The organism is Vibrio barjaei, from assembly GCF_001639065.2.
Lineage (GTDB): Bacteria > Pseudomonadota > Gammaproteobacteria > Enterobacterales > Vibrionaceae > Vibrio > Vibrio barjaei.
In genome coordinates this window covers 296387-309376 of the sequence record NZ_LQXO02000033.1, presented here as the reverse complement: position 1 = coordinate 309376, position 12990 = coordinate 296387, and the positions used below count along the sequence as shown (strand labels likewise).

Below are 12990 nucleotides of genomic sequence, written 5' to 3'. Positions count from 1 at the left end.
GAAATGTTTGATAGTGTGACTGATGCACTTATTCATATCACTATAATTTGGAGCAGTTACAGTGATTCTAACCGTATAAACTTGTTGTTCTGGTCAGTTATCAATCTAAAGCGACCTTTAATACCTAATTGTGTCAAATACGGTCGAAACCGACTTGCGGGAAGCTGCAGTTTTAAACGCTCATCGGTCACCACCAAAATACTGGATGCATAACCAGTATAATGAGAAAGGTAATTCTGATATGAAATATTGAGATTGAAGCAGTACTGTTTCATATTGTTTGAATGTTGCGCAATTTAGGTGGTTTTCCTTAGGTTTATTAAAGAAAACAGCCAATACTGTATAAATATACAGTATTGGCTGTTTGTAGATTATGACTCTAATGCTTTTGTGACTTTCTCAAATAAGTCTTTAGCTAAGTTGTCCAAACTACGTAACTTATTCAACTCGACTTTGATCAGTTCCTGACGTTTCTCGTCGTACTTTTTCAACTTGAGCAACGGATCAATTAAACGTGACGCTACTTGCGGATTTGATTCATTTAACTGAGTCAATATCTCACCAGCAAACTGATAGCCCTCACCCGAGATATCATGGAAGCGACGCGGGTTCATGTTCAAGAAAGACCCTATCAAACTTCGAGTACGATTTGGATTACTTAAACTAAACGCTTTGTGTGACATACAATATTTAACATTCTCTAAAGCGTTGATTGCTGGATTGGCACCTTGTAAGGCAAACCATTTATCCATAACCAGTCCATCATGACTCCACTTCTCACTGTAGTCATCCATCAATAGCTGACGACATGAAAGTGATGCACTATTTGCCGCAGTCATTGCGGCGATCGTGTCCGTCATATTGTTAGCATCGCGATATTGTTGCTCAGCCAAATATTGGTATTCATCAACGTTTACCAAGTACTGTAGACAAAGATTTCTTAACGAACGTTTACCAATTGCGTCATGTTCAATCGAATAATCAGCTTGAGTTAACGTGTGGTATAGTGCAGAGAGCTCATCTTGTAACGCATCTGCTAGCAGTGACTTGATATCTTTCAACACGTCGCAGACTGCATCGACATCTACTGTTTTATACCAACCGGCTACCTCATTAAAGCTTGGCAAAGATAATGCTTCAGCAATAAACGCTTCTTCTAAATCCTTGTTCAGTAGTACACCTTTAAATGCATCAATCACCAGGCTCGGTAGTTCTACACTACTGCCACTTTGAACAGAATTAACATTCGACTTAATGTACTTTGCCAACAACATTTGCCCAGCATCCCACTTAGCAAAATCGTTTTTAGCATTGATCATTAAAAAGGCTAATTGCTCATCGCTGTAATCGAATTCGAGACGAACCGGAGCTGAAAACTCGCGAAGCATTGAAGGCACTGGTTTCGAAGGTATGTTCTCAAACACAAATTCTTGTTCACTCTGAGTCACGTTTAACACGTTATTCAACTCGATTCCGTTACAACGTAACTCTAGAGAATTTCCTTTCTCATCATACAGTTCTACGTCAAACGGAATGTGTAACGCTTGCTTTTCAGTTTGATCTTGAGTCGGCTGAGTTTGTTGAGAAACGTTAAGCGTATAAGTCTTCGCAGATTCATCGTAGCTATCGGTAACCGTTAATGTTGGCGTACCCGATTGACTGTACCAAAGACGGAATTGTTTCAGATCGATTCCCGATGCATCTTCCATTGCAGAAACAAAATCTTCACACGTAGCAGCAGTACCATCATGTCTTTCAAAGTACAATCTCATACCTGCTTGGAATTTGTCTTCACCTAGCAGCGTATGCATCATTCGAATAACTTCACTTCCCTTTTCGTAAACCGTCAAAGTGTAGAAGTTATTCATTTCAATTACTTTGTCAGGTCTGATTGGATGTGACATTGGGCTAGCATCTTCAGCAAACTGAGGGCCACGAATAATACGAACATTATTAATACGGTTAACAGAGCGAGAGCCTAAATCCGAAGAAAATTCTTGGTCACGGAATACCGTTAGACCTTCTTTTAAACTCAACTGGAACCAATCACGACAAGTCACTCGGTTACCTGTCCAGTTATGAAAGTACTCATGACCAATAACAGCTTCGATTCCCAAGTAGTCAGTATCTGTCGCGGTTTGGTCGTTAGCCAAAACAAACTTGGAGTTAAAGACATTTAGGCCTTTATTCTCCATTGCACCCATATTGAAGAAGTCGACCGCAACAATCATATAAATGTCTAAATCATACTCAAGACCGAATCGTTCTTCATCCCACTTCATCGAATTAATTAGTGAAACCATCGCATGATTAGCACGATCAAGATTGCCTTTGTCTACAAATATTTCAAGAGCAACATCTCTACCTGAACGTGTTTTAAATACATCTCGCAGTACATCAAAATCACCGGCGACAAGAGCAAAAAGATAAGAAGGCTTTGGATGTGGATCTTCCCAGGTAACAAAGTGTTTACCACTTTCCAATTCACCTTCTTCGATTTTGTTGCCGTTACTTAGGAGATATGGGAAAGCCGCTTTGTCTGCGATGACTTTCGTTGTGTATTTAGCAAGAACATCTGGTCGATCTAAGAAATAAGTAATACGTCGAAAACCTTCGGCTTCACATTGAGTGCAGTAAGCACCGTCAGAAATATATAAACCTTCAAGAGCAGTATTTGTTGACGGAGAAATGTGGTTTTCAATCACCAATTCAAACTCTTTTGGTAGATTTGAAATCTCCAAACCGGAATCAGTAGTAATGAAATCACTCCAGGCTTCTCCATTCACGCTGACTTGAATAAGTTCGATATTTTCTCCATCAAGTACCAAGGTTGTTGCCTCACCAAGTTGCTTAACTTGGGAAACGGCGGTCACTTTAGTTTGGGTTTCATGAAGGTCGAAAGTAAGATTTACATCTGTGATAGTATGCGACGGAGTTTGATAGTCGCTACGGTATTTGGCTTTAGGTGCTGACTCGGTCATCCTTTGTCCTTATATTATTATCGTTAGCATAGTTAGCTTAATCCTCGACGATTATATACCTTAGAACTGTTACTGTGCAGAATTGGATACAAAAAAAGCGTCAAACTAAGTTGACGCTTTTGACTAACTGCCTGTGTTGCTAGCGAATACGGTTGAGGACAGCAAACATATCACCGTCTTCTACCTCTAAAGTCAGTTCATCCTGATTTAATGTATACGTTGCATCGTGTTCACCATCTTTATAAAGCAACACGATGTGGTCATTTTCAGTGTAGTAAACGCCACTATGAATCGCTTCATCCCCATCGCTTGAACTTACACGAAACGTAAACACAAAATCTGGCTGAAGAATTAAATCCATTCTCGCAATTTCTTGAGCATGTTTGTCATCACCACTCACACTCACTGAAGACCAGATACCAGCAAGTGCATTAGGCAACGCTTTGGTAAAGACGACTCCATTCAGATTGAGCATATTGTGGTTGCCGCTATAGTTATAGACCTGAGGTTCATCACTGTTTAGGCCGAGAATGATCGTATCATCATTGGCGGTAAACAGCCCTTCCCAATGTTCAATACTGTAGTCTTGTTTTTGAATGTCTATCGAAAACGTGTAGTTGGAACCCAGTGATAGCTTGATTGCTAAAAAGGTGTCCGGTCCTTCTTCTGGACTCGGGTTTACTAAATACCAATCTCCCAACAGAAACGGTTGGTCAAACTGAGTTAAGTCATTGTTATCTTTACGTGTATCCGACAGCACCCCAAACGACAAAACACATAAAAGTAGTGTAATCCATCTCATATGTATCCCCCTCACAGTTATATTAAGCTTAGGTGGGTTAATACGAGATTGCGAAATTTTTTGATCTAAATCACGATTTTTAATTTTGAGTATCAAATACGAGGCAAGCTAGAACAAGCATTAAAAAAGCGAGCACTAGGCTCGCTTTTGTTCAGTTTGAAGAGATTATGATTTAGCATTAACCATATCGACCATGATGGCCACTGCTTCATCTAAGTAAGCATCTGGGACTTCATAATCTTTCGGGATATCATCCAAAGTTTTGTAAGGCTCTTCTCCCGCCGCTTTTTGACGCAAGTTGACACGCTCTAATCTAAGCTCATCATTGTTATCGCTTTCCGCTTTACGTGCAGATTCACTCAAGGATAACGTTTTGTCGTCTTTTTCGGCTTTGTACTTAGCAATGTCTTCTGCAATAAATCCAAATTCCATATCCGATTTAATGCGTTCTTCATGCTTAGTCGTAAGCGATGCGATCATCTCATCGTTACGTTGTAACTCACTATATTTCGCTTTATCTATGCTGTCCCATGGTAGTGCGTTATCTTCAACACTCTCACCAGTTTCAGCAGGATCGATTGGCGTTGGGAAGGCAATATCTGGTACTACGCCTTTGTTCTGCGTACTACCACCATTAATTCTATAGAATTTCTGGATGGTATATTGTACGTAACCTAACTCTTTATCGAATAGATCATAGATATGGTTTAGTGAGCGATGTTGCTGAACTGTACCTTTACCGAATGAGTTCTCGCCTAATACAATTGCGCGACCATAGTCTTGCATTGCAGCAGCGAAAATTTCAGAGGCAGAAGCGCTATAACGATTAACGAGTACAGTTAATGGGCCTTGATAACTGATTTTTCCATCAGTATCACTGTTTACATTAACTCGACCGTAACTGTCTCGTACTTGTACAACTGGACCACTTTCAATAAATAAACCCGACATTGCGGTTGCTTCCGTCAAGGCACCACCACCATTGTTGCGTAAATCAACAATAATGCCGTCGACGCCTTTTTCTTTCAGCTCTGTAATTAGTTTGTCTGTGTCTTTAGATAAGCCAACGTAGAAACTTGGTACTTCAAGAACACCTATTTTCTTACCGTCTTTCTCGATAACTTCAGACTTAACAGCTCTGTCTTCTAAACGAATCTTGTCACGGACGATTTCAACAACGGTCGCCTTAGCGTCTTTGCCATCAGGTAGAATCTGTAACTTAACCTTGGTGCCTTTTGGACCTTTGATAAGCTGTACGACATCATCAAGTCGCCATCCGATGACATCCACAATTTCTTCACCATCTTGTCCGACACCAATGATCTTATCACCTTCACCTAGTTGCTTACTCTTAGATGCCGGACCACCTGCTACTAGAGAACGAATAACAGTATAGTCATCAGTGAGTTGAAGAACGGCACCAATACCTTCCAGAGACAGATTCATCTCAGACTGGAACTGTTCTGCAGAACGAGGAGATAAGTAACTAGTGTGAGGATCAACTTCTCGAGCGAACGCATTCATGTAAATTTGAAATGCATCTTCGTTGTGTGATTGAGTTAGGCGTTTGATTGCGTTGTTGTAACGTTTACCAAGCGTTTCTTTTATCTCGTCCCAATTCTTGCCAGCTAACTTCAGATTCAATGCATCATACTTAACGCGTTTACGCCAAAGCTCATTAAGCTCCGCTTCATCCTTTGGCCAAGCCGCCTCTGAACGATCTAACGTAATATTTTCATCAACATCGAATTTCATCTCTTTGTCTAACAGAGATAACGCGTAAGCAAATCTGTCATAACGTTTCTGCATCGAAAGGTTATATACATCAAACGCAATTTGGTTGTTACCAGCTTTAAGTTGATCATCAAGTTGAGTCGACCAAGACGCGAACTTGTCAATGTCGGCTTGTGTGAAGATATTTCGGTTGTAGTCGAGCATTTCCAAATAACGTGCAAAAATCGCTTTTGAAAATTCGTCGTCTAAAGTGAAGTGTTTGTAGTGAGAACGAGTAAAACGAGAAGTTACGCGTTTACTGGCTGTTTCATGTTGTACTTCGGGAGCCAAGGTAGGAATATCTGATTTTTCAAATTTCGCTTCCAAAGCGTGAGCTGATGAAGCTGCTAGCCAAAGGCTAGCAGCAACTATCGATAATTTTGAACGGCACTTCATGCGTAGGAATTTCTCCTTTATGCGCGCAGGTGCTCCGCTTTAACAACCATTTGTAGGCCATTTACTAGCTGAACGCGCACATCTTCCTTATTGATTTCAACAATGGTCGCAGCCATGTTCCCTTTGCCCATGTTTACGTTTACTTGCTTACCGATGATCATTTCATCTGCATTCAAAGCGCGCGTTTCAACTGGCGTATTTACTTTCGCTGGTTTCTTAGTATTGTTTTGTGGCTTACGTGTTTGAGGCTTTTTAGCTTTAGGTTTTGCTTTGCCTTCTTCACGAGCTTTCTGAGCTTGTTCTTTACGACGAGCTGCAACTTTAGCTTTACTTTCAGCTAGTGTAGCTTGCGCGTGTTCAACATGCTCAGCTTCTAGTTCACCACATTCATTGCCATCTAGGTCAACACGTACTGCACCCGGTTTTACACCGTGTAGATAACGCCAAGAAGAAGTGTATTGTCTTAACGCTGCACGTAGCTGAGTCTTGCTGACTTTCTCGTCATCTTTTAAACGTTCAGCAAGATCTTGAAAGATACCAATTTTAAGTGGTTTTGCTTCACCTTCTACAGTAAAGCATTTAGGGAAACATTCAGCAATATACGCGATAATTTCTTTGCTGTTCTTCAACTTCTCAGTGTTTTCCATGTGGGTTCCTGGTTAATGCGGTTATCCGCGAAGCATTAAGAAAAATATTCTTGGTATTATAGTGACCTGCACTAGAAAAACCACAGGCAAATTTCATTTTAAGCCGCGTTTGTATGTGAATTGAGCACCTTTTCTACCGAATTCATGAAGTTTTGTAGTCCTTCTTCGTCTATTTCACTGAATCGACCAATTGTTGGGCTATCAATATCTAGGACGCCGACGACTTCACCACCCATAGAAAACGGAATTACGATCTCAGAATTGCTTGCAGCATCACATGCAATGTGACCCTCAAACGCGTGTACATCGTATACACGCTGTATGGTGTTGGTTTCTACTGCAGTGCCACAGACACCACGGCCGACAGGAATACGGACGCACGCTGGTTTTCCTTGGAAAGGTCCTAACACTAACTCGCCCTGTTTCATTAAATAAAAACCGGCCCAGTTAAGATCTTCTAACTCCATGAAAAGAAGTGCACTAATATTAGATAGGTTAGCAATAAAATCCGTTTCGGATTCAATGAGTGCCGTGGCCTGTTTTGCCAAGCGTTCATAGTTTTCTAGATTCATGATATGTCCATCAATAACACTTTCAATATCTTACAATACCAGTACAATGCCCAAAAATCGTAATAGGAACCATTCTCAAAAGCATGACAAGTACGAAAGACACTATTAGCCGTTCCTGGCTAATAACTCAAGTAAAAAATCATAAGTCTCGGCTTATCGCAGCGAATATCATCGCTATTATTGCCACACTCATTAGCGTCCCTATCCCATTATTGATGCCACTGATGGTCGACGAAGTTCTGCTTAACCAGCCATCCACTGGTTTGCAGTATATGAACATGATCATGCTAGACAGTTGGCAGACACCTATCGGCTACATCGCTCTTACCTTAGTACTCGTTGTTCTTATGCGTACTACCAGCCAAGGTCTTAATATTCTGCAAGGTCGCCAATTCACGCTGGTTTCCAAAACCATTACTTATAAAATCCGATGCAAGATGATAGACAAGCTCGGTCGTATCAGCATCAAACAATATGAGACTCGCGGTAGTGGCGGTATTAATGCGCATTTAATTACTGATATTGAAACCATTGACCAATTCATTGGCTCAACGTTAAGCAAGTTTATTATTAGCTTCCTAACCGTTTTAGGTACTGCTATCGTCTTGCTATGGCTAGAATGGCGTCTAGGCCTGTTTATCCTATTGGTCAATCCAATCGTCGTCTATTTCTCCCGAAAATTGGGCGGGATGGTTAAGCATCTCAAAAAACAAGAAAACCAAGCGTTCGAAAAGTTTCAAAACCGCCTAGTTGAAACACTGGATGGTATTTATCAACTTAGAGCAGCCAATCGAGAGAGAGATTTCTTACAGCAGCTCAAAGAACAAGCCAATGAAGTTCGCAGTAACGCCGATAAATACGCGTGGCAATCAGAAGCCGCAGGTAGATTGTCGTTTCTCCTTTTCTTAATTGGCTTTGAGCTATTCAGAGCTATAGCAATGGTTATGGTGTTATTTAGCGATCTCACCATCGGGCAAATCTTCGCTGTCTTCGGTTACTTGTGGTTCATGCTAGGCCCTGTTCAGGAATTATTAGGCATTCAATTCTCTTGGTATAGCGCAAAAGCCGCACTGACAAGAATCAACAGCTTACTCGAATTGGAAGAAGAGCCGCGCGCCATTAGTAAAGTCAACCCATTCGAAGCTGATCGAGAGGTTGATGTCGCTGTTGAAAACGTCTCTTTCTCTTATGATCAAGATAAAGACGTACTCAATAGACTCAATTTGCATATCCCAGCGGGTAAGAAGGTCGCTCTGGTGGGAGCAAGTGGCGGGGGCAAGTCAACTCTCATTCAGTTACTTATCGGTGTTTATAAACAACGCAGTGGCATCATTCGCTTCAATGGTGTTAACACTGACGACATAGGTTTCGACATAATTCGAGATAAAATTGCTGTTGTTTTACAGCAACCTATACTTTTTAATGACAGCTTAAGGCATAATCTGACACTTGGCAGAGAGTATGACGACTTCTCCATTTGGAATGCGCTCAAAGTTGCTCAGCTACAAGACGTCACTGACAAGTTAGTCGACGGTCTGGAAACACAAATTGGTCGCAATGGTATTCGGTTGTCCGGAGGACAACGTCAACGGCTTGCTATTGCTAGAATGATATTAAGCGATCCGCAGTTCGTCATCCTTGATGAAGCGACGTCTGCACTCGATACTGCTACCGAAGCGGCTTTACACACCGCATTGACTGAGTTTTTGAAAGGCCGTACCACGTTGATTGTCGCGCACCGACTATCTGCGGTAAAACAGGCCGATCTCATCTATGTTTTGGAAGACGGGCAAGTCACTCAATCGGGAACGCATTTCGAATTGGTCGAAGCAGAAGGACTGTATCAGACACTTTATGGCTCAGTGCAATCAGCAAGTTAACTCAACACCTACACACTCATCTTTGATAGGTAATAAAAGATGAGTGCTTGTTCTCACGCGCGAACGCCTACCCAAGTTCGTTTGTGCCAATGCTGTGAGCTGCCTGTTGACATCGTCGACCTAAAAAAAGGCTACAGTGCTGATTGCCCTCGTTGCGGTACTCAACTCTATCGCAGCGAAAGTTACTCTATTGGTGGCAACCTCGCTCTAGCAATAACCTGCTTACTTCTGTTTATACCGTCTCATTATTTCGACTTTATAACTATCCGACTCGTAGGAATGATGATTGAAGGTACCTTAATGGAAGGGGTTTATGCGCTCATTAAGGAAGGCTACCCTGGGCTTGCTTTGTTAACCCTGTTTTGCCACACCATTGCCCCACTCGCTATGTGCGCCACAGTGTTAACTGCTCATGTCGCACTGAAGTATCGTTGGTTCAATACACTTAAAATATCGCTCAGCATTCTTTCACACAGTAAGCATTGGGTAATGTTGGATGTCTTCCTGATCAGTGTCGCTATCTCCTGTTTTAAGCTCCAAGATTATTCGGATATCTATGTAGGTAATGCACTATATAGTTTGGTGATTCTACAAGTACTTACCATTGTTCTAGTGAACCGAGTGAGCACACGACGTTATTGGGAAAGTTGGCAAGCAGAAAGCTCCTTGCCAGTAGAAGCAAAAGAGATCCACTGCCACACATGCCATTTGTCACAACCCGAAGCTGAATTTTGCGTTCGTTGCCACAATCCATTGCACCATCGAAAGCCCAACTCCATGCAAAAGACATGGGCGTTGCTTATTGCCGCGACCGTCGCAATATTCCCAGCCAACCTTGTGCCCATTTCAATCCTAATTACCAATGGACAACGCCTAGAAGACACCATTTTTTCTGGGGTTGCCTCGCTTATTAACAACGATATGCTCGGCATTGCCATTATTATCTTTGTGGCGAGTATCGTAGTACCCGTAGCTAAGATTATTGGCCTCAGCTATCTGATGTTTTGCATTCAGTTCGACAAGGTTAAAAACCACAAAGTCGAAATGAGCATTTACCGAGCGATTAAATGGATCGGAAAATGGTCGATGACTGATTTGTTCGTCATTTCAATCATGCTTACGTTAGTAGACCGTGGCCAGATTTTGAACTTCACCCCAGGGTTTGGTGCCGTTGCCTTCGGTATAGTGGTTGTATTAACCATGTTTGCGGCCGAAACATTGGACCCACGATTACTGTGGGACAGACATAATTCGAAACCTTCCTTGCAACCTGAAACCAAAGTTGAGTAGTAGCTTTAATGAGTAACGAGAATCAACAGCAACCATCCTATAGCCCAGAGATTAAGAAAGATCGACGTATCTCTCCTCTCTGGATCTTGCCTGTTTTGACCATCGCCTTGGCGGGTTGGTTATTAGCAAAAGCCGTTCATGACGCCGGTCAGCGAGTGCAAATCTACTTCTCTGATGCGCAAGGATTAATAGCAGGTAGAACGACTATTCGCTATCAAGGTTTAGAAGTGGGTATGGTGCGAGACATCAATCTCTCAGAAGATCTGAGTAACATCTATGTCGATGCTGATATTTATCCTGAAGCAACCAAATTACTGGGTGAAGACACTAAATTTTGGTTGGTAAAACCTTCGGCGTCGTTATCTGGCATTTCTGGATTAGATGCTCTTGTATCCGGTAATTACATATCGATATTCCCTGCTACCGAATCCGATAGCGCGAAATCTAAATATGTGGCTCTTGAGTCAGTACCTCCAGAACTGGCAGTTAACGACGGGTTAACCGTTACTTTAAAAGCAAGAGACTTAGGCGGCATTTCAGTAGGCTCAAAAATTGTCTACAAGAAAATTCCAATAGGTGAAGTCTATAGCTTCAAGCTTGATAATGATGCTGAAACCGTCATTATCAAAGCATCTATTCAAGATGAGTTTCGTCATATCATCACTGACAAAAGCCGCTTTTGGAATGTGAGTGGTATCGGGGCTAACGTTGGTTTTCAAGGTGTCGACATTCGTCTTGAAAGCTTGAGTGCCATTCTTGCAGGCGCCATAGCCGTAGACTCTCCAGACGGCGGTGAGCCAGTCAAAGCTGGGACAGACTTTAGACTGTACAAAGATCTTAAAACCGCTGGTCGCGGTATTCCAATTCGCATCGCCCTACCCGATAACAGCAATTTGAAAGCCAATGGCTCACCGATTATGTATCGTGGTCTTGAGATCGGTCGTATCAACAATTTAGCACTAAGCGGAGAACGAGACTCTATAATTGCTTCAGCATCTATAGAGCCAGCCTTTAGTGATATGCTTAATCAGGGCACATTGTTCTTATTGGAAGAAGCCAAAGTGTCGTTGTCTGGGGTTGAAAACCTATCAAATCTGATTACTGGAAATTTTTTGACGCTCGTTCCTGGCAGTGGTGAACAAGCACGTGACTTTGTAGCCGTTAAACAAGACGAACTCGACCGCGTTCAAGCGAAATCGATCTCTATACGTCTACTTTCTGAGAACTCATTTGGCCTTGAGCCTGGCAGCAGCGTCCTTTATAGAGGTATTCCTGTCGGCACGCTAAATAGCGTGGAACTAGTGGACGACCAAGTGGCAATGGATATCTCCATTGATATTGAGTACAAAGATCTGATTCGCTCTCAAAACCGCTTTTTCGTAACAGGCAGTGCCACCGCTGAGTTAACTAAAGCGGGACTCAACGTTACTGTCCCGCCTGCAAAACAACTTCTCACAGGCTCTATCAGTTTTGTCAGTGAAGGTGCTAAAACAGACCGCGCAGAATTTGCCTTGTTCCAAACCAAATCATTGGCTGAGTTAGCAAAACATGACCAAACTGGTTCAATGCGCTTGACACTATTTGCTAATGAACTTCCACCAATCCAAGAAGGTAGTCCCGTTCTGTATCGAAATATGCAGGTCGGTAGCGTATCAAACTACTCATTGACTGATGGAGGAGTCTATATTCAAACGAGTATCGATAACCAATACAAGCACCTCGTTACACCACAAACCGTATTCTGGAACCGCTCTGGTGTTGAAGTTGAAGCCTCTTTATCTGGGATCCATGTTAAAGCTGCGCCACTCAAAACACTCATCGACGGTGGTATCGCATTTGATAGTATGCCGGGTATCGACAACAAAACTGGAAAGAACTGGAAACTATATCAGGACTTCAACTCTGCTCGTAAATTTGGTCAATCTATTACTCTCTATACCACGACAACAGACCAACAAGTCAGTAAAGGTATGCCGCTAAAATACCAAGGAGTAAAAGTTGGTGAAGTGATGCTTACCGTTCCAGATTTCGATAAAGAGCGTGTTGAAGTAATAGCGAGGATTCTGCCGGAATATGTCAATCAGTTAACGACATCAGGCACCTATTATTGGATGGTGAAACCGCAAATCGGTCTTAACGGTGTGAAGAATCTAGGCGCTATTGTTAGTCAATACATAGCTGTAGAACCCGGTAAAGGAAAATCTTCTAAGGTTTTCGAGCTTAACGATTTTCCTAAAGTAGAGAACGGCGTTGAGTTTACGCTGCAAAGTGAAACTCGCGGTTCAATTAAACCAGGAACACCTATCCTATATCGAGACATCGAAGTAGGTCGTGTCACTGAGGTCGAGCTTGGCACATTCGCTGATCGTGTTGTCTCCACCATTCAAATTGATCCTCACTATGCGTATTTAGTCCGTTCCAATAGCGTGTTTTGGAATGTATCTGGTTTAGATGTGCAAATTGGCCTCTCAGGGGCTAACATCAAGGCTGGTACGGTTGATAGCCTGATTCGAGGAGGGATTACTTTCTCTACTCCAGAAGGGAAGCAGCTTCAACCTCAAGCAGAGGCTGGACAGTCGTTTTATTTAAACACCTCTGCAGAAGAAAACTGGAAAAAATGGCGCACGCCGATCCCTACTCCTTAATCGA

General features: G+C 42.3%; 9 protein-coding genes. 3 read left to right on the top strand and 6 right to left on the bottom strand.

From position 1 onward, the window contains the following. Positions 1–56: 56 nt before the first annotated feature. The 6 genes from AWH66_RS25475 to AWH66_RS16405 all read right to left on the bottom strand — a co-directional run bounded on the left by AWH66_RS25475 (position 57) and on the right by AWH66_RS16405 (position 7171). The gene (locus AWH66_RS25475; RefSeq protein WP_083400055.1) at positions 57–275 is read right to left on the bottom strand and encodes a DUF2835 domain-containing protein; all 219 of its coding nucleotides are present in this window, start codon (positions 273–275) and stop codon (positions 57–59) included. Between the two features lie 96 nt (positions 276–371). Next, positions 372–2981 carry an aminopeptidase N gene (gene pepN / locus AWH66_RS16425; protein WP_063606375.1) on the bottom strand — a complete coding sequence of 870 codons (2610 nt, stop codon included), beginning with the start codon at positions 2979–2981 and terminating at the stop codon, positions 372–374. Between the two features lie 139 nt (positions 2982–3120). Beyond that, on the bottom strand, positions 3121–3783 hold the full coding sequence (locus AWH66_RS16420) for a hypothetical protein (protein ID WP_006074536.1): 663 nt from the start codon (positions 3781–3783) through the stop codon (positions 3121–3123). A gap of 165 nt (positions 3784–3948) precedes the next feature. Further along, positions 3949–5952 (bottom strand): carboxy terminal-processing peptidase, encoded by a 2004-nt coding sequence (gene prc, locus AWH66_RS16415; RefSeq protein ID WP_063606374.1) that lies wholly within the window; start codon positions 5950–5952, stop codon positions 3949–3951. Between the two features lie 17 nt (positions 5953–5969). Next, entirely contained in the window at positions 5970–6599 is a 630-nt protein-coding gene (gene proQ / locus AWH66_RS16410; RefSeq protein ID WP_063606373.1) for an RNA chaperone ProQ, read from the bottom strand. Between the two features lie 98 nt (positions 6600–6697). Next, positions 6698–7171: a GAF domain-containing protein gene (locus AWH66_RS16405; RefSeq protein WP_063606372.1), complete on the bottom strand. Its 474-nt coding sequence runs from the start codon at positions 7169–7171 to the stop codon at positions 6698–6700. Positions 7172–7254: 83 nt separating this feature from the next. Between AWH66_RS16405 and AWH66_RS16400 the strand changes: the two genes are divergently transcribed. The 3 genes from AWH66_RS16400 to AWH66_RS16390 are packed head-to-tail and all read left to right on the top strand — an operon-like array spanning position 7255 to position 12986. Next, positions 7255–9051 carry an ABC transporter ATP-binding protein gene (locus AWH66_RS16400; RefSeq protein WP_063606371.1) on the top strand — a complete coding sequence of 599 codons (1797 nt, stop codon included), beginning with the start codon at positions 7255–7257 and terminating at the stop codon, positions 9049–9051. A gap of 39 nt (positions 9052–9090) precedes the next feature. After that, entirely contained in the window at positions 9091–10341 is a 1251-nt protein-coding gene (locus tag AWH66_RS16395; protein WP_063606370.1) for a paraquat-inducible protein A, read from the top strand. Between the two features lie 8 nt (positions 10342–10349). After that, the gene (locus AWH66_RS16390; protein ID WP_063606369.1) at positions 10350–12986 is read left to right on the top strand and encodes a PqiB family protein; all 2637 of its coding nucleotides are present in this window, start codon (positions 10350–10352) and stop codon (positions 12984–12986) included. Positions 12987–12990 lie beyond the last annotated feature (4 nt).